This is a genomic window from Streptomyces sp. JLBG701, assembly GCF_058544905.1.
In genome coordinates this window covers 6,643,622-6,669,028 of sequence record NZ_CM178588.1, presented here as the reverse complement: position 1 = coordinate 6,669,028, position 25,407 = coordinate 6,643,622, and the positions used below count along the sequence as shown (strand labels likewise).

The 25,407-nt window shown below is 68.6% G+C and carries 25 protein-coding genes; 15 read left to right on the top strand and 10 right to left on the bottom strand.

Annotated elements, in window-relative coordinates; all coding sequences use genetic code 11:
• Window positions 1-13 precede the first annotated feature (13 nt).
• Window positions 14-922, bottom strand: a complete 909-nt coding sequence (locus AC5DRG_RS30870; RefSeq protein ID WP_491802741.1) for an NADP-dependent oxidoreductase — start codon at window positions 920-922, stop codon at window positions 14-16.
• 133 nt (window positions 923-1,055) lie between these two features.
• Between AC5DRG_RS30870 and AC5DRG_RS30865 the strand changes: the two genes are divergently transcribed.
• Both AC5DRG_RS30865 and AC5DRG_RS30860 read left to right on the top strand, forming a co-directional pair.
• Entirely contained in the window at window positions 1,056-1,454 is a 399-nt protein-coding gene (locus AC5DRG_RS30865; RefSeq protein WP_491802740.1) for a winged helix-turn-helix transcriptional regulator, read from the top strand.
• Entirely contained in the window at window positions 1,420-2,742 is a 1,323-nt protein-coding gene (locus tag AC5DRG_RS30860; RefSeq protein ID WP_491802739.1) for an MFS transporter, read from the top strand. Before AC5DRG_RS30865 ends, AC5DRG_RS30860 begins: the two co-directional genes overlap by 35 nt.
• Here the strand turns inward: AC5DRG_RS30860 and AC5DRG_RS30855 are convergent.
• The gene (locus tag AC5DRG_RS30855) at window positions 2,733-3,203 is read right to left on the bottom strand and encodes a hypothetical protein (RefSeq protein WP_491813206.1); all 471 of its coding nucleotides are present in this window, start codon (window positions 3,201-3,203) and stop codon (window positions 2,733-2,735) included. The two genes, AC5DRG_RS30860 and AC5DRG_RS30855, sit on opposite strands and share 10 nt — an antisense overlap.
• Window positions 3,204-3,316: 113 nt before the next feature.
• Here AC5DRG_RS30855 and AC5DRG_RS30850 point away from each other — a divergent pair, with 113 nt between their 5' ends.
• Window positions 3,317-3,652, top strand: a complete 336-nt coding sequence (locus tag AC5DRG_RS30850) for a YnfA family protein (RefSeq protein WP_491802738.1) — start codon at window positions 3,317-3,319, stop codon at window positions 3,650-3,652.
• A gap of 26 nt (window positions 3,653-3,678) precedes the next feature.
• Here the strand turns inward: AC5DRG_RS30850 and AC5DRG_RS30845 are convergent, their stop codons facing one another.
• On the bottom strand, window positions 3,679-4,116 hold the full coding sequence (locus tag AC5DRG_RS30845; RefSeq protein WP_491802737.1) for an ester cyclase: 438 nt from the start codon (window positions 4,114-4,116) through the stop codon (window positions 3,679-3,681).
• A 103-nt stretch (window positions 4,117-4,219) separates the two neighbouring features.
• On the opposite strand from AC5DRG_RS30845, the gene AC5DRG_RS30840 reads away from it, so the two are divergent.
• The 4 genes from AC5DRG_RS30840 to AC5DRG_RS30825 all read left to right on the top strand — a co-directional run bounded on the left by AC5DRG_RS30840 (window position 4,220) and on the right by AC5DRG_RS30825 (window position 8,249).
• Complete coding sequence (locus tag AC5DRG_RS30840) at window positions 4,220-4,996, top strand: SDR family NAD(P)-dependent oxidoreductase (RefSeq protein WP_491802736.1); 777 nt, start codon at window positions 4,220-4,222, stop codon at window positions 4,994-4,996.
• On the top strand, window positions 4,996-5,169 hold the full coding sequence (locus AC5DRG_RS30835) for a hypothetical protein (RefSeq protein WP_491802735.1): 174 nt from the start codon (window positions 4,996-4,998) through the stop codon (window positions 5,167-5,169). Before AC5DRG_RS30840 ends, AC5DRG_RS30835 begins: the two co-directional genes overlap by 1 nt.
• A gap of 29 nt (window positions 5,170-5,198) precedes the next feature.
• Window positions 5,199-6,464: a GNAT family N-acetyltransferase gene (locus tag AC5DRG_RS30830; protein WP_491802734.1), complete on the top strand. Its 1,266-nt coding sequence runs from the start codon at window positions 5,199-5,201 to the stop codon at window positions 6,462-6,464.
• Window positions 6,465-6,686: 222 nt separating this feature from the next.
• Window positions 6,687-8,249, top strand: coding sequence for a recombinase family protein (locus tag AC5DRG_RS30825; RefSeq protein WP_491802732.1), 1,563 nt, complete (start codon window positions 6,687-6,689; stop codon window positions 8,247-8,249).
• A gap of 61 nt (window positions 8,250-8,310) precedes the next feature.
• Here AC5DRG_RS30825 and AC5DRG_RS30820 read toward each other — a convergent pair whose 3' ends face one another.
• The gene (locus AC5DRG_RS30820) at window positions 8,311-9,504 is read right to left on the bottom strand and encodes an RtcB family protein (protein WP_491802731.1); all 1,194 of its coding nucleotides are present in this window, start codon (window positions 9,502-9,504) and stop codon (window positions 8,311-8,313) included.
• Window positions 9,505-9,719: 215 nt separating this feature from the next.
• Here AC5DRG_RS30820 and AC5DRG_RS30815 point away from each other — a divergent pair, with 215 nt between their 5' ends.
• The 3 genes from AC5DRG_RS30815 to AC5DRG_RS30805 all read left to right on the top strand — a co-directional run bounded on the left by AC5DRG_RS30815 (window position 9,720) and on the right by AC5DRG_RS30805 (window position 13,122).
• Window positions 9,720-10,553 (top strand): DUF3558 domain-containing protein, encoded by an 834-nt coding sequence (locus tag AC5DRG_RS30815; RefSeq protein ID WP_491813205.1) that lies wholly within the window; start codon window positions 9,720-9,722, stop codon window positions 10,551-10,553.
• Window positions 10,554-10,709: 156 nt separating this feature from the next.
• On the top strand, window positions 10,710-11,576 hold the full coding sequence (locus tag AC5DRG_RS30810) for a DUF3558 family protein (RefSeq protein WP_491802730.1): 867 nt from the start codon (window positions 10,710-10,712) through the stop codon (window positions 11,574-11,576).
• A gap of 166 nt (window positions 11,577-11,742) precedes the next feature.
• Window positions 11,743-13,122 (top strand): DUF2637 domain-containing protein, encoded by a 1,380-nt coding sequence (locus AC5DRG_RS30805; RefSeq protein WP_491802729.1) that lies wholly within the window; start codon window positions 11,743-11,745, stop codon window positions 13,120-13,122.
• A 71-nt stretch (window positions 13,123-13,193) separates the two neighbouring features.
• On the opposite strand, the gene lysS is transcribed toward AC5DRG_RS30805, so the two are convergent.
• Window positions 13,194-14,930 (bottom strand): lysine--tRNA ligase, encoded by a 1,737-nt coding sequence (gene lysS / locus AC5DRG_RS30800; protein WP_491802728.1) that lies wholly within the window; start codon window positions 14,928-14,930, stop codon window positions 13,194-13,196.
• Between the two features lie 242 nt (window positions 14,931-15,172).
• Between lysS and argS the strand changes: the two genes are divergently transcribed.
• Window positions 15,173-16,936, top strand: a complete 1,764-nt coding sequence (gene argS, locus AC5DRG_RS30795; RefSeq protein WP_491802727.1) for an arginine--tRNA ligase — start codon at window positions 15,173-15,175, stop codon at window positions 16,934-16,936.
• Window positions 16,937-16,964: 28 nt separating this feature from the next.
• Here the strand turns inward: argS and AC5DRG_RS30790 are convergent, their stop codons facing one another.
• The 3 genes from AC5DRG_RS30790 to AC5DRG_RS30780 all read right to left on the bottom strand — a co-directional run bounded on the left by AC5DRG_RS30790 (window position 16,965) and on the right by AC5DRG_RS30780 (window position 21,156).
• Complete coding sequence (locus tag AC5DRG_RS30790; protein WP_491802726.1) at window positions 16,965-18,524, bottom strand: serine/threonine-protein kinase; 1,560 nt, start codon at window positions 18,522-18,524, stop codon at window positions 16,965-16,967.
• Between the two features lie 53 nt (window positions 18,525-18,577).
• Entirely contained in the window at window positions 18,578-20,503 is a 1,926-nt protein-coding gene (locus AC5DRG_RS30785; RefSeq protein WP_491802725.1) for a P-loop ATPase, Sll1717 family, read from the bottom strand.
• A gap of 95 nt (window positions 20,504-20,598) precedes the next feature.
• Window positions 20,599-21,156 carry a TetR/AcrR family transcriptional regulator gene (locus AC5DRG_RS30780; protein ID WP_491802724.1) on the bottom strand — a complete coding sequence of 186 codons (558 nt, stop codon included), beginning with the start codon at window positions 21,154-21,156 and terminating at the stop codon, window positions 20,599-20,601.
• Between the two features lie 133 nt (window positions 21,157-21,289).
• On the opposite strand from AC5DRG_RS30780, the gene AC5DRG_RS30775 reads away from it, so the two are divergent.
• Window positions 21,290-22,126: an SDR family NAD(P)-dependent oxidoreductase gene (locus tag AC5DRG_RS30775; RefSeq protein ID WP_491802723.1), complete on the top strand. Its 837-nt coding sequence runs from the start codon at window positions 21,290-21,292 to the stop codon at window positions 22,124-22,126.
• Between the two features lie 104 nt (window positions 22,127-22,230).
• Here the strand turns inward: AC5DRG_RS30775 and AC5DRG_RS30770 are convergent, their stop codons facing one another.
• Entirely contained in the window at window positions 22,231-22,809 is a 579-nt protein-coding gene (locus AC5DRG_RS30770) for a TetR/AcrR family transcriptional regulator (protein WP_491802722.1), read from the bottom strand.
• An 84-nt stretch (window positions 22,810-22,893) separates the two neighbouring features.
• Between AC5DRG_RS30770 and AC5DRG_RS30765 the strand changes: the two genes are divergently transcribed.
• Window positions 22,894-23,775: an SDR family oxidoreductase gene (locus AC5DRG_RS30765; protein WP_491802721.1), complete on the top strand. Its 882-nt coding sequence runs from the start codon at window positions 22,894-22,896 to the stop codon at window positions 23,773-23,775.
• A gap of 22 nt (window positions 23,776-23,797) precedes the next feature.
• Here the strand turns inward: AC5DRG_RS30765 and AC5DRG_RS30760 are convergent, their stop codons facing one another.
• Window positions 23,798-24,193, bottom strand: coding sequence for an ATP-binding protein (locus AC5DRG_RS30760; protein WP_491802720.1), 396 nt, complete (start codon window positions 24,191-24,193; stop codon window positions 23,798-23,800).
• A 113-nt stretch (window positions 24,194-24,306) separates the two neighbouring features.
• Between AC5DRG_RS30760 and AC5DRG_RS30755 the strand changes: the two genes are divergently transcribed.
• Complete coding sequence (locus AC5DRG_RS30755; RefSeq protein ID WP_491802718.1) at window positions 24,307-25,134, top strand: helix-turn-helix domain-containing protein; 828 nt, start codon at window positions 24,307-24,309, stop codon at window positions 25,132-25,134.
• Window positions 25,131-25,376: a DUF397 domain-containing protein gene (locus tag AC5DRG_RS30750; protein WP_491802717.1), complete on the top strand. Its 246-nt coding sequence runs from the start codon at window positions 25,131-25,133 to the stop codon at window positions 25,374-25,376. Before AC5DRG_RS30755 ends, AC5DRG_RS30750 begins: the two co-directional genes overlap by 4 nt.
• Window positions 25,377-25,407 lie beyond the last annotated feature (31 nt).

Here is a 25,407-nt window from a genome sequence, read left to right as displayed (position 1 = left end):
ACGGCCACGCAGGTCAGGGGACCAGGACCAGCCGGCCCCGCACCCCGCCCTCCGCGAGCCGGGCGTGCGCCTTGGCCGCGTCGTCCAGGGCGTACGTCCCCGCCACCCGGAGCGTCAGCACACCCTCGTCCACGAGACCGGCCAGCTCCGCCAGGCGGGCGCCATCCGCCGTAACCCCGACCGCCACCGTCCGGATCCCGCGCACCGGCGCCGGTGCCGCCCCCGGGATGACGCCGACGAAGACGCCGCCGTCCCGCACCCACTCCAGGGCCGTCTCGCCGAGGATCGCGGCGTCCAGCACGGCGTCGACGCTGCCCGGCTCGACGGCGCCGGTCACCGCGGGGGTCGCCCCCAGGGAACGTACGAGATCCGTGTCCGCCTCACGGGCGAGTGCGGTCACCGATATCCCCCGGTGGGCGGCGAGTTGGACGGCGTACCCGCCGAGCGCGCCCGCCGCGCCGGTGACCAGGAGGGACTGGCCCGGCGTCAACTCCAGGAGATCCAGGGCCTGTACGGCGGTCAGGGCGTTCAGCGGCAGCGTGGCCGCGTGCACGGCGTCGACGCTCGCCGGCGTCCTGGCCACCGCGTCCGCGTCCACGACGACGTACTCGGCGTGCGTCCCCAGCGGCCGCACCAAGCCGGGGAACAGGGCCACCACCTGGTCGCCGACGCTCCACGGTCCCCCAGAGGGGGCACCCCCACCCTCGCCGTTCGCGTCGACCGTCCCGGCGACGTCCCAGCCGAGCCCGATCCGCTCGCCCGCGCCGCCGAAGACACCGGACCGCACCCCGGCGTCCACCGGGTTCAGCGCGGCCGCCGCCACCTTGATCCGCACCTGCCGCGCACCCGGCTCGGGCACCTCGGTCTCCACGATCTGGACGACCTCGGGCCCGCCGAACTCCGTCACCACAACAGCACGCATGTCAACTCTCCTGATTTCCAAGGCATTTGAGATGCCTGGGGTGTTTCCTCACTTACTCCAACAACCCTAGGAAGAGTTACTATCCGCTGGTAAGTAGTTACCTGAAAGTGCCTAACCCACCCGGAGGAGAGCCATGGCCACCAAGACCGCGGCCCAGCAGCGCGACCATGCGCGCGTCAAGTACGACGCGTTCCTCCGCGGCTGCCCCACCAACGAGCTCCTCGACCGCCTGAGCGACAAGTGGGTCAGCCTCGTCGTCGCCGCCCTCTCCACCGGCCCGATGCGCTACAGCGACCTCGGCCGCAGGATCGCCGGCGTCAGCCCCAAGATGCTCACGCAGACCCTGCGCACCCTCGAACGCGACGGCATCCTCTCCCGTACAGTCACCCCGTCCGTCCCGGTCCGCGTCGACTACGAGCTGACCCTCCTCGGCCAGAGCCTCGCCGTGCTGCTGACCGCCGTGAAGGACTGGGCGGAGCACCACATCGAGGAGGTCCATGCCGCGCGGGAGCACTACGACGCCGACAGCTGAACGCCGAGAACGCCGAGGACTGGGGCGGCCGTTCGGCTGGCTGTGGGCGGCGTACAGCGTCAGTCTGCTCGGCACCTGGCTCGCCTTCGACGCGTTCCCGCTGATCGCGGTCCTCGTCCTGCACTCCGGACCGGCCCAGGTGTCGGCGCTGGCCGCCGCCGGACTCGCGGTGGGAGCGCTGGTGGCGGTGCCACTCGGACCATGGGTGGAGTTCCGCCGCAAACGGCCCGTGATGATCACCATGGACCTCGTCCGCTTCACCGCCCTGCTGACCGTCCCCGCCGCCTACGCCCTCGGCGGCCTCACCTTCACCCAACTCCTGCTGGTGTCGATCGTCGTGGCGGCCGCGGACATCACCTTCAACGCGGCCAGCGGCGCCTACCTGAAATCCCTCGTACCGCCCTCCGACCTGCTCACCGCCAACGGCCGCTTCGAATCCACGATGTGGACCGCGACCATGCTCGGCCCACCCCTCGGCGGCGCCGCCATCGGCATCCTCGGCCCCGTCACGACAGTCCTCGCCAACGCGGCCAGCTTCCTGCTGTCGGCAGCGGGCATCCGCGCGATCGGCGGCGCAAGCGCAGACGCCAAGGAAGCACGTCCCGCACGACGGGACACGCCCCGCCTGCGCCCCGGCGACCTCCTCGACGGCTGGCGCACCATCCTCGCCCACCCCACCCTGCGCCCCCTGTTCCTCAACACCATCCTGGTCAACGGCCTGATCATGGCCACCGCACCCCCGCTCGCCGTCCTCATGCTCGGCCCGCTCGGCTTCGCCCCCTGGCAGTACGGCCTCGCCTTCGCCGTGCCCTGCGCCGGCGGCCTGCTCGGCGCCCGGCTGGCCCGCCCGCTCGTCGCCCGATACGGACAGCACCGGGTCCTGCTCACCGCCGGAAAACTGCGCGCGTGCTGGTCAGTCGGCCTGACCTTCGTCGGCCCCGGCGCCGCCGGACTCGTACTCGTCATGGCCGTGGAATTCGGGCTGATCGCCTGCTCGGGCCTCTTCAGCCCGGTCTCCGCCACCTACCGCCTCGAACACACCCCGCCCGACCGGATCGCCCGCACCCTCTCCGCCTGGTCGGTCACCAGCAAGGCCACCACCGCCGCGCTGACCGCACTGTGGGGCCTGCTGGCCGCCGCCACCGGCCCCCGCACCGCGATCGCCACGGCGGGCGTCCTGCTCCTGGCGACTCCGCTGCTGCTCCCGAGGAACAGAGGCCCCAGAGCGTACGACGTAGAAGGCACCGCCATCGGCCCCGGCGGCAAAACGGACACGGCTCAGAAGTAGTACGCGTCCCCCGTGTCCAGCACCAGCACCCGCTGCCGGTCATTGGCCCGGTTCCGGTCCACCGCGCCGCCGCCCCACACCGTGTCGATCTCCAGCAGCACCTCCGACGGCTCGCCCCGCAGCCGTACCCGCAGCCCGATCCGCTCGCCCAGCCCGTCCGCGGCCAGCGCCCCCGTCCGGCACACCACAACCTGCTTCCCCGAGCGCGCACACCCGCCCGGCAGCTCCTGCCGGTCCGCCAGCGGCACCGACCAGCGCAGCCGGACCGTCGCGTCCGGCACGGCCGACGGCCCGTGATTGCGCGGCGTCATCCGCACGTCGACCTGCCCGCCCGCCATGGCCGCCGACCCGTGATAGGCCAGATCGGCCTCGGGCCCGTCCGCCGCCCGAGCCGCCGAAACGGCACCACCGACCGCCCCCAGCACACCGGCCCACACCGCAAGAACCCGCCACACCCGCATCCGCATGCCACCCACTCCTCGCTCCACCGGCGTCGCAGGGATGTATCCCACGCACGGCGAACGACAGGCGCCCTCCAACAGGTGACAGACCCGCCCGTGAAAAACTTCCCCCCATGCTGATCGCCCGCTCCGCCGTCCTCTTCGTCGTCGCCGCCCTCTTCGAGATCGGCGGCGCCTGGCTGGTCTGGCAGGGCATACGGGAACACCGCGGCTGGCTCTGGATCGCCGGCGGCATCCTCTCCCTCGGCGCCTACGGCTTCGTCGCCACCTTCCAGCCGGACGCCCACTTCGGCCGCATCCTCGCCGCGTACGGCGGCATCTTCGTCGCCGGCTCCATCGCCTGGGGCATGGTCGCCGACGGCTACCGCCCCGACCGCTGGGACGTGACGGGCGCACTGATCTGCCTCGCGGGCATGACCGTGATCATGTACGCGCCGCGAGGAAACTGACGTAGAACACTCAGGCCGTCACGCGCTCAACCGGGCATGTCGTCGGGCAGCAGACCGAGCTGCTCCAGGAAGTCCATCTGGTCGAAGTACAGCCGATAGCTGACGATCCGCCCGTCCCGCGCCGTCGCGAAGTCGACCCCGCGGATCCGGACATCCTTCCCCGTCGCGGGCAACGACTCCCCGGAGGGCAGCAGGATCGGCCCGGTGTTCTTTCCGTTGTAGAACCCCTCGTCGATCGCGGTGTCACCGATCTCGTACGAGAAGACGGGCTCGTACCGGGATTCGGTGATCGCGTCCGTCATCTGCTGCCAGTAGCCGACGATGTTGTCGCGCCCGTGGATCTCTCCGGCGTCCGGCGTGACCGCGACCGCGTCCGCCGCGTACAGCTCGCCGACGACCTTGACGTCCAGCTTCGTGGTCAGCGCCTCGGTGAGCCGGTCCATGACCTCACGCGCCTGTCCCATGATCCACCTCCACTTCGGAGGATCACCCACCTCATTTTCCCACGACTATCCTGGCCGCACACGGTTTCGACCGTCAGCCCCTGCCACGTCCAAGGAGCAGCCCATGGCCACCGCCGCCCCGTCCGCAGCCTCCCGCATCGCCGTCGTCACCGGTGCGAGCAGCGGAATCGGCGCCGCCACGGCCCGGCAGCTCGCCGCGGCCGGCTACCGCGTCGTCCTCACCGCCCGCCGCAAGGACCGCATCGAGACCCTCGCCGAGGAGATCAACGCGGCCGGCCACCAGGCGACGGCGTACCCCCTCGACGTCACCGACCGCGCGGCCGTGGACGAGTTCGCTTCCGCGTTCAAGACGATCGGCGTCCTGGTCAACAACGCCGGCGGCGCCCTGGGCGCCGACCCGGTCGCGACCGGCGACCCGGCCGACTGGCGCCAGATGTACGAGACGAACGTCATCGGCACCCTGAACCTCACCCAGGCCCTCCTCCCCGCCCTGACGGCAAGCGGCGACGGCACGATCGTGGTCGTGTCATCGACGGCCGGCCACGCCACCTACGAGGGCGGCGCGGGCTACGTCGCCGCCAAGCACGGCGCCCACGTCCTCGCCGAGACCCTCCGCCTGGAGATCGTCGGCACCCCCGTCCGCGTCATCGAGATCGCCCCCGGCATGGTGAAGACGGACGAGTTCGCGGTCACCCGCTTCGGCGGCGACGAGGAGAAGGCGGCGAAGGTCTACCAGGGCGTCGCCGAGCCCCTGACGGCCGACGATGTGGCCGACACGATCACCTGGACGGTCACCCGCCCCAGCCACGTCAACATCGACCTGCTGGTAGTCCGCCCCCGCGCACAGGCGTCCAACACCAAGGTCCACAGGGAGCTGTGATGCCGGAACAGCAGCCGGACGACTCCCCGGCCGAGTCTCTCGAAAAGCGCCGCCTGGCCCAGGAGACGAAGAACGAACGCCAAGTCTGGTACTTCCTCGCCTACTTCCTCTTCGGCATCCACATCGTCGCCTTCGTGATGATCTACGCGGTGACACACGCGCCGAAGAAGTAGGCAGAAGCGGGAAGAAGTAAAAAGGGCCAGTGAACAGACACATACCGTTCGAAGGCCTGCACAACTTCCGCGACCTGGGCGGCTACCCAACCCCGGACGGCCACCGCATCCGCCCGGCCCGCCTGTACCGAGCGGACTCCCTGGGCAAGCTGACGGTGAACACGGACGACTGGACCCGCTTCCTGTCCCTGGGCATCGGCACGGTGATCGACCTCCGCCACCCGTGGGAGATCGAGGACAGGGGCCGCGTACCGGAGCACGGTTCCTTCAGCTACCACAACCTGAGCATCGAGCACCGCCCGTACAACCAACCGGCGTTGCCCCCCGACATCGACCCGGGCCCGTACCTGGCCGAGCGCTACATGGAGGTGGCGGAGGACGGCACAAAGGAAATCGGCCAGGCCCTGGAGCTGGTGGCGAAGGCAGCCGAGCGCGACTCCCCCCTGGTCTTCCACTGCGCGTCGGGCAAGGACCGCACGGGCGAACTGGCGGCCCTGATCCTGGGCCTGCTCGGAATCCCGGACACGACGATCATCGAGGACTACAGCCTCACGGAACTGGCCGCACCGGCCTTGCGGTCCGACTGGAGCCGACGAAACGAAGGCCGCCAGCCAACCTGGCTCGGCTTCGCCCGAGCCCCGGAATCGGTGATGCGCCTGTTCCTGTCATCGCTGAGGAAGCGCTACGGCTCGATAGAGGGCTACGTGACAAGGGCCCTGTCGATGGATGCAACGGCCCTCTCAAACACCCTGCGGGACAAGCTACTTGAGCCCCGGCCAACCAATTGGCCGCCGCTGAGTTACCGCAAGGCGGAGAAGGCGGACGCGGAATCACTGGTCCGCCTCCGAGACACGGCAGCGCTGTGGCAACTGGCCCGAGGAATCGACCAATGGAAGCCGGGAGAAAAGGACGAGTCCCACTTCCACAAGCGCATGAAGGAGGGCGAGGTCTGGCTGGCGCACACGGGCGACACACTGTCCGGCGCCTACGAACTCTGGTGGACCGACCCGGCAGCCTGGGGCCCCCGCCCACCCGACGCGGGCTACATCCACCGCCTAATGACAACCCCACACACGTCCCCACCGGGCACGGGCGCCAACCTCCTGACCCACGCGGAGTCCCGCATCGCGAACTCCGGCCGCCCATACGCCCGCCTGGACTGCCTCTCCTCCAACCCCCGCCTCCGCGAGTACTACGAGGCAGCGGGCTACACGGTGGTAGGCGAACAGCGGGCAAAGGACGGCGGGTTGGGCAGCCCGTACGCGGTGACACTGCTGGAGAAGCGGCTCGATTAACTCACACGAGTGAACATCATCGATCACCCGAACGGCCGCTGAACTGGCGATCTAGGCTCACGGCACAACATCAAATCGACGGCCCTCGACCGGGACTGGCATCCCGACCGAGGGCCTGACCAGCAAGGAAGGATCAGCTTCCTCATGGCCGATTGCGAGCCTAGCGCGCATCCGAAAGCACCGATCAAGCGACGCTCAGGGATGCCATCTCCAGCCTCCGACGTGGAACTCCTGCTCAACGGACTTCGCGGCATTCCCGGCAGCACTCCCACGCTGCCGGAGGCGCTGGCACTCCGTGATGCCGGCTGGCGCCTGGTCGTCGCCTACTGCCGAATCTCGACCGACAGGCACAAGAAGGACGGTCATGGCGTCGCAGATCAGGCGAAGCACTGCGCCCGCATTGCAGCTCACAACCGCATGATCGTCGTACACCGGTACGTCGACAACGACAAGTCGGCTTCCAAAGTGCGCGTCGAACGGCCTGAATTCAACGCGATGCTCAGCGCTCTCACGAGCGGGTCCACGGAAGCCGGATACCCGATCGACGGGGTGGTGTGCGTCTCTGACGACCGGCTCTACCGAGACATCCACACCTACCAGCGCTTCCTGGGGTGTTTCACCACACATCCCGCAGGTACGTACGCCGACGGACTCGGGTCGTACGACCTCTACGGCGAGGACGCAACGCAGCGCGGTCTTCTGTGGGCGGCTGCCGCACGCGCTGAGAGCACGAAACAACAGCACCGGGCGAAACTGAACCATCGTGCTCGCGCGGAGCGGGGCGAGCCAGTGGGGACTCGCAGGCCATTGGGCTGGAACGCCGACAAAGTCACGCTGCACCCTGGCGAGTCGGAGATCGTGCGACACGGAGTCAGGAGCCTGCTCGAAGGAAAGACACTGACTGCCGTCACTCAGGACTTCGTCGCCTCCGGCTACACGAGCAGCCTGGGAAACGCCTGGCAGCGCCAGACGGTCAAGCACCTCCTGCGCAATCCCCGCATCTGCGGATACCGGAAACTCGACGGAGCTCTCGTTCTCGATGCCGACGGGACGCCGGTGCTCGGCCAGTGGGAGCCCATCGTGTCGCCCGAGGAGTGGCACGGGGTCACGGAAACCTTGAACAGGCAGCGCCACCCCGGGGGCTGGAAGAGGACCGGTGTCCAGCCTCGCGAAGAGGCAGCGTATCTGCTCACTGGTCTGGTGCGCTGCGGACGACCACTTGCCGACGACGGACAGCGCTGTGGTGCGCCTATGCACGGACACCCCACCACCACGTCGTACGTGTACCGCTGCCGCCCCGCGTTGGACGGAGGCTGTGGTCGAGTGAGCCGCCAGGGCCCCGCAGTCGACGAGTTGGTCAGTCAATGCGCCCTCACGGCGCTGGCCCAGCACGTCACACGCGGCGCTTGGCCCGCCATCGCCTGGCCCGGCACTCGCGAGCTGGAGATCGCCCAGCAAAGCAAGGCTGTCCTGCAAGAGCGGTGGTACGCCGGCGAGATCGACGACTCCGAATACTTCGCACAGCTCAAACACGAGGAGACCGAGATCAAGCGGCTTTTCAATGATCAGCAGAGCTGGCTGGTCAGACACGATCCCGATGCGCATGGGCACGTCGACGCTCAGGCCCGCTGGAAGAGTCTGAGCATCAGCGCAAAGCGCGGAGCTCTCTTCGACTTGCTGGACTCCGTGATCATCCTCCCCGGCACCAAGGGATCCCACCGCTTCGAACCCACGACGGTCATTCCCGTGTGGCGCACGGCAGCCCCGGAGATCGCTGTCGCATAGCCGCAGCAAGGACAGAGGGCCTGGTCACCCCTGACCAGGCCCTCTCCTTCAATCCCGCAGATCACCCCTTCACGCAAATGACCTGCTTGAGCTTCGCCACGACCTCAACCAGATCGCGCTGCTGATCGATGACCTGCTCGATCGGCTTGTACGCACCCGGGATCTCGTCCACGACACCGGAGTCCTTGCGGCACTCCACGCCCCGCGTCTGCTCCTCCAGGTCCTTCGTCGAGAAGCGGCGCCTGGCCGCTGTACGGCTCATACGCCGACCGGCGCCGTGCGAGGCCGAGTTGAAGGACTTCTCGTTGCCGAGGCCCTTCACGATGTACGAACCGGTGCCCATCGAGCCCGGAATGATGCCGTACTCCCCGGACTTGGCGCTGATCGCACCCTTGCGCGTGACGAGCAGGTCCATACCCTCGTAGCGCTCGCGGCTCACGTAGTTGTGATGGCAGCTCACCTCATCTTCGAAGATGACCCTGGCCTTCTTGAACTCCTTGCGGATGACGTCCTTGAAGAGAGCCATCATGATCGCCCGGTTGTACTTCGCATACTCTTGCGCCCAGTACAAGTCGTTCTCGTACGCCGCCATCTGCGGGGTGTCCGCGACGAAGACGGCGAGATCACGGTCGATCAGACCCTGGTTCTGCGGAAGTTTCTGGGCCACACCGATGTGATACTCGGCCAGTTCCTTGCCGATGTTCCGGGAACCGGAGTGGAGCATCAGCCACACCGAATTCTGCATATCTATACAGATTTCCGCAAAATGATTCCCCGAGCCAAGTGTCCCCATCTGCAAACCGGCCCGCCCCCGCCGGAACTTCACCGCCTCCGCAACCCCATCGAACCGCCCCCAGAAGTCATCCCACCCTGCAGTCGCCAATCCATGGAACCGCCCAGGCTCAACGGCAGTGTCATGCATCCCCCGCCCCACCGGAATCGCCTGCTCGATCTTCGACCTCAGCCGAGACAGATCGCCGGGCAGATCGTTCGCCGTCAGTGACGTCTTCACCGCTGACATCCCGCACCCGATGTCCACCCCCACCGCCGCAGGGCAGACAGCCCCCTGCATGGCGATGACGGACCCGACCGTCGCGCCCTTGCCGTAGTGCACGTCCGGCATGACCGCCAGGCCCTTGATCCACGGCAGGGTCGCGACGTTGCGCAGCTGCTGCAGTGCGACCTCCTCGACCGACGTCGGGTCGGTCCACATGCGGATCGGTATCTTCGCGCCCGGCATCTCCACGTACGACATATTGTCCTCATTCCCCCGGAAACCAACAGAAGTCATAAATCGCAAAACCGGCGCCAAGGTCAACGAATGGGACAACGGACCGGCGTCCACGGCAGTGCGTGCGATACACATTGTCTCCAGGGGACGCCCCCGCGCGGCAAGCGAATAACCAGCGGGGACACTGGATGAACGACCGTATGAACGACCAACGGAACACCGTCGAGAGGAACCTGACCGTGCAGCGGAAGGCGTATGTACCCGGCGTCGCCGCACTCCTCGCGGTGCTGCTGGCCGGCTGCACCGGCAGCTCGTCGGACGAGGGGTCGGCGGACAACTCGAACTCGGGTGACGCCGGTACGGCGACGGCGGCGGCCCAGCCGGGCAAGTACCGCACGCTCCCGGAGCCCTGCGGCGTGGTCGGCCAGGACACCCTGGACTCGCTCCTGCCCGGCATCAAGGAGATCACCGACCAGGACCAGCGAGAGAAGGCGTACGAGGGCGAGGCGACGCTGACGTACGACACGGACCGGAAGGTCGGCTGCCGTTGGAAGGTGGAGTCCACGGACGCCACGGACCACCTGTTGGTCGATTTCGAGCGGGTGGTGTCGTACGAGAACTCCGTGAGCGACGACAGTCAGGCGCAGACCCTCTTCGCGACGAAGGAGACGGCGGCCGATCTCCCGGAGCCGACGGTATCGAACTCGGCGTCGAGCACGGCGTCGAGCAGTTCGTCCGCCTCCCCCTCGTCGTCCTCGTCGCCCTCCGCCTCACCCTCCGCTTCCGACTCCTCCTCCCCTTCCTCTTCCTCCTCGTCCTCCGCCACCCCCTCCGGCCTTGAGCCCCGCACGCTCGCGGATCTCGGTGACGAGGCGTTCCTGGATGACGCGCTGACCAACTCCGGCTCGACGGCGCAGCAGCGCACGGTGACTGTGGCGTTCCGCACGTCCAATGTGATCGTGACGATCGAGTACGAGGAGCAGCCGGCGACGGTCGGTGTGGTTCCGGACAGCAAGGAAATGCAGGACAGGGCGCGGAATCTGGCGGCGAAGCTGGCTGACGCGCTGGCTTAGTGGGGGCTGTCGGTGGGGGTTCCGTGACTGTTCTCAAAGCGTGCGAAGCGGGACCGCACAGCTTCTTCACCGCGTACCGTGGCCCCTCGGACCTGATCCGGCCGCAGGAACCTCAGCGTCCTCGGAACCGATCCGACGGCAGGAAGCACGAGCGTCATGAGTGAAGGAACCATGCAGCGACCAGCACAGCGAGAGCACAGTCACCAGCGAGCCAGGCGCCTCAGCCGCGTTCTTGTCTGCGCGGCGGTGGTGCCTGTGACGCTGGTCGTGGCCGGATGTTCCTCGGACTCCGGCTCCGGTGACGACGCGGCCAATGCTGCTCAGAGCAGCGCGAAGGCTTCGGTGAGCGCGTCGCCGACGGTGCAGGTGGCTGCGTACGGGAGTTTGCCGGAGCCGTGTGCGGTGTTGTCGAAGAAGACCTTGACGTCGTTGGTCCCGAAGGGGGTCAAGTCGGGCAAGGAGGGTTCTTCGGACGACACGGCGTCGCGGGGCAGCTGTTCCTGGAACAGTCTCGACAACAACGGTGTGAAGGGTTCGCAGTTCCGCTGGCTGAACGTGTCGTTGCTGCGCTTCGAGTCGGATGTGACGCGTGGCGAGGGCGAGAAGCTGGCGCAGAAGTACTACGACGAGCAGGTTCAGGACGTCCAGGCCGTGGACGGTGCGAAGAACACGCGGTCGGAGCCGGTCACCGGGGTGGGTGACGCGGCGACGGTGGTGCGTTACGACCTGAAGAAGAAGGAAGGCACCTTCAAGCAGCAGTCGGTTGTGGTGCGGGTGGAGAACGTGGTGGTCACCCTCGACTACAACGGTGCGGGTCTGGCGGGCGACAAGACGCCGAGCGCCGACACGTTGCAGAAGCTGGCGGTGAAGGCGGCCAAGGAGGCAGTGGCCTCGGTGGCTACGGAGAACGGCGACGGTTCGAGTACGACGTCCCCGTCCCCGTCGGCTTCGAAGTCCGCCTCCAAGTCGGCGTCGAAGTCGGCGAGCCCGTCTCCTTCCAAGTCGGCTTCGAAGAAGAGCTGACGGTCTCGACTGGACGCCGACTGGGTCTCAACTCGCAGCTCAGCCCAGCATTTTGACGGAGCCCGGTCCCCCTCAGGGACCGGGCTCTCACGTACCGGCAACGCAGAGGCCGCACACATGTGCCACCCTGTTGCGCGCAACAACAGGCAAGGGGAGGGGAGTACGGGTGGCAGCGCCAGTTCAGCTGACACGGACGCACCGCATTCTCATCGGAGTGGTCGTCGCCGGAGCGGTGGTCATCGCCGGTATCGGCTTCGCCGGTTCGTACGCGGCCGTCCGTGAGCTGGCCATCAAGAAGGGCTTCGGGAACTTCTCGTATGTGTTCCCGATCGGCATCGACGCGGGTATCTGTGTCCTGCTGGCCCTGGATCTGCTCCTCACCTGGATCAGGATCCCGTTCCCGCTGCTGCGTCAGACGGCGTGGCTGCTGACGATCGCGACGATCGCGTTCAACGGCGCGGCGGCCTGGCCGGATCCGCTGGGTGTGGGGATGCACGCGGTGATCCCGATCCTGTTCGTGGTGTCGGTGGAGGCGGCCCGGCATGCGATCGGCCGGATCGCGGACATCACGGCGGACAAGCACATGGAGGGTGTCCGGCTGACGCGTTGGATGCTCTCGCCGATCCCGACGTTCCTGCTGTGGCGGCGGATGAAGCTGTGGGAGCTGCGTTCCTACGAGCAGGTCATCAAGCTGGAGCAGGAGCGCCTGGTCTACCAGGCCCGTCTGCACGCCCGCTTCGGCCGGGCTTGGCGCCGCAAGGCCCCGGTGGAGTCCCTGATGCCGCTGCGTCTGGCTCGTTATGGCGTCCCCCTCGCCGAGACGGCCCCGTCGGGTCTGGCGGCGGCGGGGATAGAGCCGGCGCTGCTTCCGCCGGCGCCGCAGCCGGTCCTGGAGGCGGCCACCTCGGAGGCCGCGCCCGCCGTACAGGGCGAGGTGGCACCTGCTCGCCGTGAGCAGCGCCCCGCTCCGGAGGGCAACGAGCCCCCCGAGCAGCCGGACTACGCCGAGGCCGAGGCCGAAGCCCAGAATCCCTGGCTCCATGCGAGGGACCCGCAGACCATCGCGTATCAGGGCGGCTACGACCCGACGTACGACCCGGAGAACGCGTACGCCCAGTGGTACTCGGAGCAGCAGCAGGCCGAGCAGTTCCAGGCTCAGCAGCAGTTCGAGGAGCAGCAGCGCTTCGAGCAGGAGCGGTTCGACCGGCAGCGGTTCGAGCAGCAGGCGTTCCCGCAGCAATACGAGGAGCCGCCGGCGCCCGCCCCGGAGCCCTCCATGGAGGACACGGGTACCTTCCCGATCCCGTCCGGCCCGGGCCGCACCCGTGAGCTGGGTGCGGGCGGAGGTCCTCCGGAGCCGACCGAGGAGGACTACTACCTGGTCTTCAAGAAGTCGATAGACGGCAGCTATCCGACCTCGGGCCAGTTCAGGGGTGACGTGGAGGCGACGTACGGCACGACGCTCCCGCAGCGCGAGGCGGACCGCATGGTGAACCGCTTCACCAACCGCCACACGGCGGAGCTGCAGGAGGACCACATCGCGTAGGCGGATTGGTTACGACGATGGGGGCGCCCGGTGATGATCACCGGGCGCCCCCATCGTCGTAGAAGAGCTGCTTACTCCCCGAGCAGGGTCCGCACCCGGTCCTGGCCGACGGCGAGGAGCAGGGTGGGGAGGCGGGGGCCGGTGTCGCGGCCGACGAGCAGGTGGTAGAGCAGGGCGAAGAAGGTGCGCTGGGCGGTCTTGATCTCCGGCGGGAGTTCCTTGGGGGTGGCGTCGGCGGAGAAGCCGGCCTGGACCTTGGGGACGCCGTAGACGAGGTGGCTGAGGCCGTCCAGGGACCAGTTCACCTCCAGTCCGTCGAGGAGCAGGCGCAGCGACTGCTGGGAGGCCTCGTCGAGGGACTTCAGGAGGTCGGTGTCGGGTTCGTCGCGGACGATGGTGCGTTGGTCGGCGGGGACCTGGGTGTTGATCCAGGCCTCGGCCTTGTCGAACCGGGGGCGTACCTCGTCGAGGGAGCCGACGGGGTTGGCCGGGTCGAGTTCGGTGAGGATGCGCAGGGTCTGGTCCTCGTGCCCGGCGGTGATGTCGGCGACGGACGCGAGGGTCCGGTACGGCATCGGGCGCGGGGTACGCGGCAGTTCACCGCCGGCCGTGCCCACCGCACGGGCGTGTGCGGCGATGTCCGCCGGGAGGGCGGAGCCGTCGGCGACCTTGGCGTCGAGCTTGTCCCACTCGTCGTAGAGGCGCTGGATCTCCTGGTCGAAGGCGATCTTGAAGGACTGGTTGGGCCGGCGGCGGGCGTAGAGCCAGCGCAGGATCTGCGGCTCCATGATCTTCAGCGCGTCGCCCGGAGTGGGGACCCCGCCCTTGCTGCTGGACATCTTGGCCATGCCGCTGATGCCGACGAAGGCGTACATGGGCCCGATGGGCTGCTTGCCGCCGAAGATCCCGACGATCTGCCCCCCGACCTGGAAGGAGGAGCCGGGAGAGGAGTGGTCGACACCGCTCGGCTCGAACACGACCCCTTCGTAGGCCCAGCGCATGGGCCAGTCGACCTTCCAGACCAGCTTGCCGCGGTTGAACTCGCTGAGCCGGACGTCCTCCGAGAAGCCGCACGCGTCGCACGTGTAGGACAGCTCGGTGGTGTCGTCGTCGTAGGAGGTGACGGTGGTCAGGTCCTTCTCGCAGTTGCCGCAGTAGGGCTTGTACGGGAAGTAGCCGGCGGAGCCGGAGGAGCCGTCGTCCTCCTCGGCGGCGCCGGAGCCCTCGGCGGCCTCCAGCTCGGCCTCGTCGACCGGCTTCTGCGACTGCTGCTTCCTGGCGGGGGCCTTCTTGGTGCGGTACTGGTCGAGGATCGCGTCGATGTCGCCCCGGTGCTTCATGGCGTGCAGGATCTGCTCGCGGTAGACGCCGGAGGTGTACTGGGCGGTCTGGCTGATGCCGTCGAACTCCACACCGAGCTCGGCGAGCGCCTCGGTCATCGCGGCCTTGAAGTGCTCGGCCCAGTTCGGGTAGGCCGAGCCCTTGGGGGCGGGGACGGAGGTGAGGGGCTTGCCGATGTGCTCGCCCCAGGACGTGTCGGTGCCGGCGACGCCGTTCGGGACCTTGCGGTACCGGTCGTAGTCGTCCCAGGAGATGAGGTGCCGGACCTGGTATCCACGGCGGCGGATCTCGTCGGCGACGAGATGCGGGGTCATGACCTCGCGCAGGTTCCCGAGGTGAATGGGCCCGGACGGGGACAGCCCGGACGCGACGACAACGGGTTTGCCCGGGGCCCGACGCTCCGACTCCTCGATGACCTCATCCGCGAAACGGGAGACCCAGTCGGTGGTCTCGGTGCTCTGAGCCACGTCGGCACGTCCTTCTTTCTGGCAAGGGGCAGCCAGCCGTACGGTCAACGACTGACGGCTCCATTGTCACAGACCCGATAGGCGGCACAGCCGCCTTTTTGGGGGCGCGGGGCTGTATCGATTTGCGGCTCCGCCGCGGGGCGCGACAAGCCCCCACCGGCCCGCGGCCAAAAAAACCGCTACACCCCCCATGGGATACTGACCGTGTCTATCAATCCCACGAGGAGAACGGCTCCCACCCCATGGCCCCGGTCACGTCCCTCACCGACCTCGTCAACCAGCGCCTCACCGACGCCCTCACTTCCGCCCACCCGGAAGCCGACGGAGTCGACCCGCTGCTGCGACGCAGTGACCGCGCGGACTTCCAGGCGAACGGGATCCTGGCCCTCGCGAAGAAGGCGAAGGCGAACCCGAGGGAGCTGGCTACGCAGGTCGTCGGCAACATCGTCACCGGCGACGTGATCAAGGACATCGAGGTCTCCGGCCCCGGCTTCCTGAACATCACGATCGCGGACAAGGCGATCACCGAGAACCTCGCCGCGCGCTACGCAGACACGGCCCGCCTCGGCGTCCCGCAGAAGGAGACCCCGGGCGTCACGGTCATCGACTACGCCCAGCCGAACGTGGCGAAGGAGATGCACGTAGGCCACCTGAGGTCCGCGGTGATCGGCGATGCCCTCCGCGGCATGCTCGACTTCACCGGCGAGAAGACGATCGGCCGGCACCACATCGGCGACTGGGGCACCCAGTTCGGCATGCTCATCCAGCACCTGATCGAGCACCCCGGCGAGCTGGCCCCGGCGGCGGATGTCGACGGCGAGCAGGCCATGTCGAACCTGAACCGGGTGTACAAGGCGTCGCGGGCGGTCTTCGACTCCGACGAGGAGTTCAAGGAGCGGGCGCGGAAGAGGGTCGTAGCCCTGCAGTCCGGCGACAAGGAGACCCTCGACCTGTGGCAGCGGTTCGTGGACGAGTCGAAGGTCTACTTCTACTCGGTCTTCGAGAAGCTGGACATGGAGGTCAGGGACGACGAGATCGTCGGCGAGTCCGCGTACAACGACCTGATGCCGGAGACGGCGCGGCTGCTTGAGGAGTCCGGTGTCGCGGTGCGCTCCGAGGGCGCGCTGGTGGTCTTCTTCGACGAGATCCGCGGCAAGGACGACCAGCCGGTGCCGCTGATCGTGCAGAAGGCGGACGGCGGCTTCGGTTACGCGGCCTCCGACCTCTCCGCGATCCGCAACCGCGTCTTCGACCTGCACGCGACGACGCTGCTCTACGTCGTGGACGTACGCCAGTCCCTGCACTTCAAGATGGTCTTCGAGACGGCTCGCAGGGCGGGCTGGCTGGGTGATCACGTCACCGCGCACAACATGGGCTACGGCACGGTGCTCGGCGCGGACGGCAAGCCGTTCAAGACGCGTGAGGGCGAGACGGTGAAGCTGGAGGACCTCCTCGACGAGGCGGCCGAGCGGGCTACGGCGGTCGTACGCGAGAAGGCCGAGAAGGTGGGCCTGAGCGAGGAGGAGATCGTCGAGAACGGTCGGTACGTCGGGATCGGCGCCGTGAAGTACGCGGACCTGTCGACGTCGGCGAACCGGGACTACAAGTTCGACCTGGACCAGATGGTGTCGCTGAACGGCGACACGTCGGTCTACCTCCAGTACGCGTACGCCCGCATCAAGTCGATCCTCCGCAAGGCCGAGGTCGCGGGCCCGGTCGCCCACCCGGAGCTGGAACTCGCCCCGGCGGAGCGGGCGTTGGGCCTGCACCTGGACGCGTTCGGCGAGCTGCTGGCGGAGGCGACGGCGGAGTACGCCCCGCACAAGCTGGCGGCGTACCTGTACCAACTGGCGTCGCTGTACACGACGTTCTACGACCAGTGCCCGGTGCTGAAGGCCGACACGGCGGAGCAGACGGAGAACCGCCTGTTCCTGTGCGACCTGACGGCCCGCACCCTGCACAAGGGGATGGCGCTGCTGGGCATCAGGACGCCTGAGCGGCTCTGATGGGTACGTGCGACATGCCCGGCTCGGGTCATTCCTGGGCGGGCATGTCCAGGTCGGCGTGTACCTCCTTCAGCGCGGCCACGAGCGCCCGAGCCCGGTGACGTTCGGAAACGAGCTGGGCAATGTGCTCGTCCACCTGCCCCCGGTCGTAGCCGCGCCGCACCAGCTGGAAGGCGAACGGCGAGGTGTCGGAGGCCTGCGGGGCGGGAATTTGGCGCTCCAGGAGCTCGCGCTCGACCGAAGCGTGGGTGCGGTCGATGAGGCGATCCGCACCGAAGGACATGTTCGCGATCTCCCTTTCCAGCAAGTCGGCATGGGCCAGCGCGGCGTCACGGTCGGAAACGAGCTTCGCGATGTCGTCGTCCACCTGCCCCGGGTCATAGCCCCGCCGCACCAGCTGGAAGACGCTCAGTACCCGCGGCTGCCCCTCGTCGTGGTCCTCGAAGGCGCGGACCTGTTGCTGGGCTTCCGCGCCGACTCCCACTTCGGCCCGGATCGCGGCAGCCTCCGTACGGGCGCCGTCGAGGAGACTCTCCGCTTCGGCCCTCTCCTTGGCCGCGACCTCCCGTAGTCGCTCGGCCTCCGCGTGGGCCTCGTCAAGTATCCGATAGGCCTCCGCTTCCGATATCCCCAAGTGCACCTTGGCCCGCTGCCAGGTCTCCCGGAGCATCCGCCCGGCGAGGCCGCCGGCGAGGCCCGGTACGGCGACGTCGAGGAAATTCCCGTCGGCGGACGTGAGGGCGTGGTCGACCAGCACCGTGCACAGGGCGTTGTACACAGCGGTGGCTTGCTGTGGACGGTGCTCGGGGCTCTTGGCGAGCAGGCTCATGATGAGGTCGTTGAGCAGGCTGGGGAGTTCCTTGACGTGGGTCCCCGGCTCCACCGGCAGGTCATCCATCTGCATGCGCAGGACGGCGAGTTGGTTCTCACCGATGAAGGGCGGCCGACCCGTCACCGCGTGGTAAAGGAGGCAGCCCAGGGAGTAGAGATCGCTACGGTGGTCGATCTCCCGCTGGCCCCCGGCCTGTTCGGGAGACATGTACGGCGGTGAGCCCAACACCGCACCGGTAGCCGTGAGTTCGTAGGCGTTCAGGGTGTCACCGATGATCTTCGCGACCCCGAAGTCGAGGACTTTCGCCGTTCCGTCGGGTGTGATCAGAACGTTCGCGGGCTTGATGTCCCGGTGGACGACGCCCTCAAGGCTCGCGGCGTGCAGCGCGTGCGCGATCTGGGCGGCCCAGCCGACGGCGCGCGGCCAGGGCGGGGTCGATTCCTTGAGCCGTTCGCGGAGCGAGACCCCGGGGACGAGTTCCATCACGAAGTAGAGGGTCCGGCGCCCGCCGACCTCCACGTCACCCCAGTCGTGCACGGTGACGATGTTCGGGTGGGAGAGCCGTCCCGCCAGCTGTACCTCCCGCTCGAACCTGGCCTGCGTCTCCGCCTCGCTCATGAAGGGGAGGGCGTGGACGAGCTTGACGGCCACCTCGCGCCGCATCCGCTCGTCCTGTGCGGCCCAGACCTCTCCCATGCCACCCACGCCGACCCGTTCCCTGATCCGGAACCGTCCGGCGAGCAGTTCGCCCTGCACCCGTGCCCTCCCTCCCAAGCCGTTGTCCTCTTACTCACGCCCCCGCGCCACGCTCAGGTTCCCGACGAGTTGCTCGAACTCCCGTAGGATCCCCCGGCGATACGCCGCAGCCGCCGCGCCTCCTCCTCGATGCGCCCGGCGACGCCTCCGGTTCCCGCGGTGTTGTCCAGGCCGCTGGCGAGGAGTTGATGGGAGAGGGTGGTGAAGTAGTGGGCGGTGGAGAGGAGATGGCTGTCGACGTCGTGGGGCACGGTGCCGTACCCGCCGACGGTGATGTCGTCGAGTACGTGGTTGATCTGCTGTCTGATCTCGTCCCCGGCCTCCGGCGCCAGCGTCACCGCCCGGCTGACCTGGGCGAGGATGGAGTGGCAGGAGCGGCTCAGCTCCTCAAGGAGCAGGTAGTCACGGTTGAGGGGGGTCGTCGAGGAGGCCTGCGGGCTGAAGTTGCCGGAGGCGATGCGTGCCCCCGCCACCATCGGCTCGTACCGGCGGATGTCGATCGCCGCGGTCGCCCCGAGCGCCTCCCGGAAGCACCGGTGGACGTGGAACTCCCTCTCGTGCGGTTGCACCGGCAGGTCGTCGTCACCGGCGAACACGATGTCGTTGCCGCGCCGCACGCCGAGGAAGCCCACTCCGTGCAGGATGTCGACGACTCCGGAGGGTGTGAGCGCGTCGGCGTACGCGGGGAACAGGCGGTGGAGGGTCTCGGCGGCCGCGTCGAAGCGCGCACCGAGTGCCGACCGGGTGACGACGTATCCCGTGTTCTGGAAGAGCGGGAAGAGGTGCTTGAGGAAGGGGTGGGCGACCAGGTACTCCAGCGTCAGGTCCTTGAGTTTCCAGGCGGAGAACTGTCGGCTCGCCTGGAGGACGTCCGCCTCGGTGATCCGCTCCCGCCCGTTGCTCAACCAGGCGGTCTCCTGGCACAGGTTGAGGAACTGGATGGCGTCGCGAGGCCGTGGCAGACAGCGGCTGAAGAGATAGGTGGCGGTGTCCTCACCCGCCACCCGCGGCGGAAAGACCTCACGCCACAGCACCTCCTCCGTCAGCTCGGCCCCGGCGGACGCCCGCGCGCGGGCCAGGGCGAGGTCGCGCAGGGCGTGTTCCGTCCATACGATCCGCAGCTCGTCGCCGTGGAACTTGTCGCCCTCGCCGAAGGACAGCGAGTCGTAGATGTCGGCGCGCAGGAAGAGCAGGATCCGCACGGACCGCCCGTACAGACGCGGGCTCGCGGCGTGCTTGGCCGCCAGCAGCAGCCCGATCACCATGGAGTTGCTGTCGGGCTCGGCCGACCACACCTGCTCCAGCTGGTCGACCATGAGCAGCAGCGGCCCGTGCGCCCCGTTGTCGCAGCCCAGCTCGGCCAGCGCCCTGGCCACGCCCTGCTCGACGACGTCCAACTGCCGTGCCGCCCGCGCCCCTTCGGACGGCGTCTGCCCCAGATCGACGCTCGCCTTGACGCCGAACGCCTCCAGGGACAGTGAGCTCTGTAACCCCCGTACCCCCTGTGCCAGCCGGTCCCCCAGCCGCTCGCCGTCCCCGGACTCCACCGACTCCCCGTTCTGCTTGAGGAACCGGCTCAGCACCTTCACCGAGTCGGGCCTGCGCCCGTGTGCCTCCTTGGCGTGGGTCACCAGATGCCGGGCCGCGTGTACGGCAAACACGTGCCGCCAGATCAGCGCCTTCGCCGAGTCCCCGGGCAGCCCCTGCAACTCGAAGCGCCGGATCTCCTCCCCGGCGGCCTCGTCGGGACTGACAAGCGCCTTCCCGCCGTCATGCCCACCGTCCGCCATCAACTGCATGCAGATGGCGCTCTTGCCGGACCCCTTGCGGCCGATGATCAGCATCTTCCGTCCGGCCACCGATGCCCGGTACGCGGCCGTGGCCAGAAATCCGCCCCGCAGCAACAGCCCGTCCGTCACGTCCCGTTCGGCATCCTCGCGCCCGAAATGCAGGTCAGCGAGCACCGGCCCGTCGGCCATCCCGTCCCCCTAGTGTCACCCGTCACCGTCATCAGGCGATCCTTCACACAGAGTAGCCGCGCGCACTGACATCGGGGCCGAGAACGCCTGCCCATTTACCCAGTGCTCAGGCTTGGCGCGTCGATCAGCTGCTGCACCGCCCGCCCATACAACTCCACGACCCGCCCCAGGTCCGCTTCCACCAGATACTCGTCCCCGGTGGTGGTCCACGCCTGGATGATCCCCCCGAGCTGGGCCGCGACCAACCGTGCTCTCAACTCGGCGTCGGGCCCCTCCAGTCGGGCCGCCAGCTTCTCGACGAAGAGGCGGCCGTTGGTCTCCCGGAGTGTGGTGCGCACCCGGACGTGGTCCGCCGCCCGCAGCAGAGTGGTGAGGTTACGGCGCAGTGCGGCGCCCTCGGGCCCCAGGATCTCGGCGATGAGCCGTTGCCCGAGGGTGGCCGTCGGCCCGTCGAGCATGGGGCCGATCTCGTCGCCGAGCCCCATGACGCGGAGAAACAACTCCTCCTTGGACCCGAAGTAGCGGATGACGAGGGCCGGGTCGCAGCCGACGGCACCCGCGACGGCCCGGACCGACGTGGCCGCGTAACCCCGCTGGTCGAACATCTCGCGCGCGTGCCGGGCGATGGCTTCCCGGGTGTCTGAAAGGGGCATCGGGCCAGTATGCCTGGGGGGTCAACACCGTTGACACCGCCAAGTGACAGCTGTTGACTGCGAGTTGGGGGTCAACGGTGTTGACCCCCAGCCGCCTCAGCCATAGACCCCCCACCCCGCCCGGGAGGCTCCCGTGAACGCACCCCCTGCTGCCGACTTCGCCGACCGCTACGGCCCGTGGGCCCTGATCCTCGGCGCCTCGGAAGGGGTCGGCGCCGCCTACGCCCACGCGATGGCCGAGCGCGGCCTCAACGTCGTACTCCTGGCCCGTCGCCAGGAGAAGCTCGACAAGGTGGCCGCGGCCATCCACGCCGACACCGGCGTCGGCGTCCGCACCGTCGCGGTAGACCTGTCCGAGCATGACGCCATGCAGAGGATCGTCACGGCCACGGCCGACCTCGACGTCGGAATGGTCATGTACTGCGCCGGAGCAGACCCCAACTTCCAGCCGTTCCTGGCCAACCCGGTCGAGGTCCCCCTGAGCCTGGTCCACCGCAACTGCGTAGTGCCCCTCCAGGTCTGCCACCACTTCGCCGCCCCGATGGCGGCTCGCGGCAAGGGCGCCCTCGTCCTCGTCTCCTCGGCCGCCGGCCTGTTCGGCGCCCCCAACATGGTCGGCTACGCCGCCTCGAAGGCCTTCGACATGGTGATGGCCGAGGCCCTGTGGGCGGAGCTGCAAGGCCAGGGCGTGGACGTCCTGGGCCTGGTACTGGGCGCCACCGACACCCCGGCCCTACGCCGCCTGCTGGCCGCCCGCGGCACCCTCAAGTCCGAGGACGACCCGGCCCCGATCCCGGGCGCCGCCACCCCGGCCGAGGTAGTGACCGAGGCCCTCACCAACCTGACGAACGGCCCGACCTGGTTCGTGGGCGAACAACTCCGCGCGAGCGTCGGCCACTTGGGGGCGATGCCACGCAACGAGGCGGTCAGGCTGATGTCGCGGCAGTCCGGGGGCCTGATGGGGGACTGAGGAGGATGGGCAGCCCCGAGAGGGGCATGTGAACTGCACCGGCCGCCCAACGCACCGCCGAGCGCATGAGGTCGCTCCGGTCATCCGGTCTTCCGGCCGTCAGGTCAGCCCAGCGACGCGCTAGCCGCACGCAGCTCGTCCAGCGCCGCCAGGGCGTACCCGGCGAGCTCGTCCTTGCCGTCACGGTCACCCTCGGACCACTCGGCGAACCCGCGCTTGAAGGCGAGGACGCCCAGCTCGCCCGCGAGAGCCGCGGTCGGGCCGGGCACACCGCGGGCGACCAGGGCGGTTGTCATCGCGGCCGCGAGGCTGACGCTCTTGAGGGCGTCACGCTCCTGGAGTTCGGCGCTGGCGGCGACGGCCGCCTTCACGCGAGGGGCGAACTCGCGATTCATGGGGCCCATCGCGCCCGAGGCGCGCTCAAGACCGGCGGCGACCGCCTCCAGCGGGCTGGCGTCACCGGGCGCCTCGGCGATCCCCTCACTCAGCAGCCGGCTCAACGTCTCCTGCCCGGCCACCAGCAGCTCGCGCTTGTCGGGGAAGTGCCGGAAGAAGGTGCTTTTGGTGACCCCGGCGCGCTCGGCGATCTGCGCGACCGTCGTGGCGTCGTACCCCTGCTCGGTGAAGAGGTCGACGGCAGCCATGACGAGGCGTTCGCGCGCTCCCGGTTCCCATCGACCCATGGGCCCATCATAGCGATGGGACCTTTGTCCCATCACCCTGCTAGAGTCATGAGACAAAGGTCCCATCACTTGAGGGAGAGTTCCATGCGCGTCTTCGTCACCGGCGGCACCGGCCTCATCGGTTCCGCGGTCGTCGCCGAACTCCTCGGCAACGGCCACACCGTCCTCGCACTCGCCCGCTCCGACGCGTCCGCGCTGGCCGCCCAGGCGGCCTGGGCCGAGCCGCTCCGGGGATCTCTCGCCGACCTGGACGTCCTGCGCGCCGGCGTCGCCCAGGCCGACGGGGTGATCCACCTGGCGTTCGCCAACGACTTCAGCAGCCCCGAGGCCCTCGCGAAGGCGGTCGCCGAGGAAACCGCCGCCCTCACGACCCTCGGCGCGGAACTCGCCGGCAGCGACCGCCCCCTCGTCACCGTCTCGGGCACCCCCTGGACACGGGGCCGCGCCTCCACCGAGACCGACCCGCTGCCGACCGACGGCCCGGTCGGCGGTCGCGGCCGCACGGTCACGGAGATCCTGGGCCTGGCCTCGCGCGGCGCCCGAAGCACGGCCATACGCCTGCCGCGCACCGTGCACAACCAGGGCACGGGCGGATTCGCCGGCCTACTGACCGACATCGCACGCCGGACCGGAGTGTCCGGCTACCCGGGCGACGGCACACAGCGCTGGCCGGCCGTACACGCGCTCGACGCGGCAGTCCTCTTCCGGCTCGCCCTGGAACAGGCGGAATCCGGCACCTCCTGGCACGCCGTGGCCGACGAAGGAGACCCGGTGCGTGACATAGCGACGGTCATCGGCCGCCGACTGAACCTGCCGGTCAAGCCGGTCCCGGAGGAGACCTACGGCCCCCTCGGCCCGATCTTCGCAACCGACCAGCCCGCATCCAGCACCCACACCCGCCAGACACTCGGCTGGGAACCGAAGCACCCGAGCCTCCTGGAGGACCTGGAGAACATCCAGCCCTGACAGCGGGTACGGCAATCCAGTCTCAGCCCCATTCGCACCACACCACCTTGCCCAACTCCCGCTCCCCCACCCCCCACTTGTCACTGAGCGCCGCCACAAGCAGCAGCCCACGCCCACCTTCGTCGGCGTGATCGGCGATACGCGGGGTGCCGCCACCACTGTCATGCACTTCCACCCGCAGTACGCGCCCGTCGTACCGCAGATGCACAAGGAACTGCCGCCCGGCCGGCACGCCGTGCACGAGCGCGTTGGTCGCCAGCTCGCTCACACAGAGCAGTACGTCGGGGGCGAGTTCGGTGTCGGCCAGTCCCCGGCCGGCCAGGAACTCGTGGACGAACTGCCGGGCGGCGGGGATGGACCGGCGTTCGCGGCGGAAGAACTTCTCGCGCAGGGGCGGTAGTTGGGTTGTCTCATTCACGGTACGAGAGTTGCGCACAGTTACTACCGTGGATCACCCAGTGAACCCGTACTCGGATTTTGTACGGGTTCACACGGGGTCCGGTACGGGTGGGTGCGGGGAGTTAGACGAACATGAACGCAAAGAAGCTGCCGCGCAGGAAGAACCTCTCCACCATGCGCATGATCGGCGCGCAGTTGCAGGTGGCCCGCAAGGCGGCGGGCTACACGCAACGCGCCCTCAGCGTCGTGGCTCTCGTGGACGAGGAGACGATCGCCTCGATCGAACAGGGCAGGCGACCACTCCTGCCACCACTCGCCGTGACGCTGGACCAAATCCTGGACACCAAGGACATGTTGGCGGTGGGCGTCGAGAACATGCCGGAGTTCGACCAGTTCCCGCTGTTCGCCGAGCAGTACATGGCGCACGAGCGCGAGGCCGTCGCCCTGTCCTGGTACGACAACGCGGTCATCCCCGGCCTGCTCCAGACCGAGCCGTACGCCCGCGCGGTGCTGTCCGAGCGCGTTCCGGCGTTCGACGAGGACGAGATCGCGACGATGACAGCGGCCCGCATCGAGCGCCAGGAGATCCTGCACCGCAAGTGTCCGCCGACGATGAGTTTCATCGTGTGGGAGCCGGTGCTCCACCTCGGCATCGGAGGCCCGAAGGTACGACGCGACCAGCTCCGCCACCTGCGGGAGTGCGCCGAACTCCCGGGCCTGGCACTCCAGTTCCTGCCGATGAACACGCCCTCGCACGCCGGTCTGGCCGGCCCCTTCATCATCCTGGAGACGCCAGACCACCTGCACCTGGCCTACACCGAGAGCCAGCGCGGCAGCCAGTGGGTTTCCGACCCCGACGAGGTGTCCATCCTGGCGCGCAAATATGCGATGCTGCGGTCACAGGCCCTGTCTCCGCAGGAGTCCAAGGGCTTGCTCGACCGCCTGCTAGGAGATAAATGAGCACCGCACTTGAGTGGTTCAAGTCGAGCTACAGCAGCGACGAGGGCGGGGCGTGCCTCGAAGTGGCCTACGCCTGGCGGAAGTCCAGCTACAGCAGCGACGAGGGCGGCCAGTGCGTGGAAGTCGCCGCCTGCCCTCACACCATCCACATACGCGACTCCAAGAACACCCCCGAAGACGGCCCCACCCTCACCGCCTCCCGCCAGGCCTGGGCCGCGTTCACGGCGTACGCCACCCGCTAGTTGCGGCAACGCAAAAGCCGCCCGGAGGAAA

Bases quoted from the DNA above. Each gene is read 5' to 3' on its own strand.
- AC5DRG_RS30840 (WP_491802736.1), top strand. From the start codon at position 4,220: ATGGCCACCGCCGCCCCGTCCGCAGCCTCCCGCATCGCCGTCGTCACC.
- AC5DRG_RS30845 (WP_491802737.1), bottom strand. From the start codon at position 4,116: ATGGGACAGGCGCGTGAGGTCATGGACCGGCTCACCGAGGCGCTGACC.
- AC5DRG_RS30850 (WP_491802738.1), top strand. From the start codon at position 3,317: ATGCTGATCGCCCGCTCCGCCGTCCTCTTCGTCGTCGCCGCCCTCTTC.
- AC5DRG_RS30765 (WP_491802721.1), top strand. From the start codon at position 22,894: ATGCGCGTCTTCGTCACCGGCGGCACCGGCCTCATCGGTTCCGCGGTC.
- AC5DRG_RS30820 (WP_491802731.1), bottom strand. From the start codon at position 9,504: ATGTCGTACGTGGAGATGCCGGGCGCGAAGATACCGATCCGCATGTGG.
- AC5DRG_RS30750 (WP_491802717.1), top strand. From the start codon at position 25,131: ATGAGCACCGCACTTGAGTGGTTCAAGTCGAGCTACAGCAGCGACGAG.
- AC5DRG_RS30755 (WP_491802718.1), top strand. From the start codon at position 24,307: ATGAACGCAAAGAAGCTGCCGCGCAGGAAGAACCTCTCCACCATGCGC.
- AC5DRG_RS30865 (WP_491802740.1), top strand. From the start codon at position 1,056: ATGGCCACCAAGACCGCGGCCCAGCAGCGCGACCATGCGCGCGTCAAG.
- AC5DRG_RS30780 (WP_491802724.1), bottom strand. From the start codon at position 21,156: ATGCCCCTTTCAGACACCCGGGAAGCCATCGCCCGGCACGCGCGCGAG.
- argS (WP_491802727.1), top strand. From the start codon at position 15,173: ATGGCCCCGGTCACGTCCCTCACCGACCTCGTCAACCAGCGCCTCACC.
- AC5DRG_RS30785 (WP_491802725.1), bottom strand. From the start codon at position 20,503: ATGGCCGACGGGCCGGTGCTCGCTGACCTGCATTTCGGGCGCGAGGAT.
- AC5DRG_RS30860 (WP_491802739.1), top strand. From the start codon at position 1,420: ATGCCGCGCGGGAGCACTACGACGCCGACAGCTGAACGCCGAGAACGC.
- AC5DRG_RS30835 (WP_491802735.1), top strand. From the start codon at position 4,996: ATGCCGGAACAGCAGCCGGACGACTCCCCGGCCGAGTCTCTCGAAAAG.
- AC5DRG_RS30810 (WP_491802730.1), top strand. From the start codon at position 10,710: ATGAGTGAAGGAACCATGCAGCGACCAGCACAGCGAGAGCACAGTCAC.
- AC5DRG_RS30855 (WP_491813206.1), bottom strand. From the start codon at position 3,203: ATGCGGGTGTGGCGGGTTCTTGCGGTGTGGGCCGGTGTGCTGGGGGCG.
- AC5DRG_RS30770 (WP_491802722.1), bottom strand. From the start codon at position 22,809: ATGGGTCGATGGGAACCGGGAGCGCGCGAACGCCTCGTCATGGCTGCC.
- AC5DRG_RS30870 (WP_491802741.1), bottom strand. From the start codon at position 922: ATGCGTGCTGTTGTGGTGACGGAGTTCGGCGGGCCCGAGGTCGTCCAG.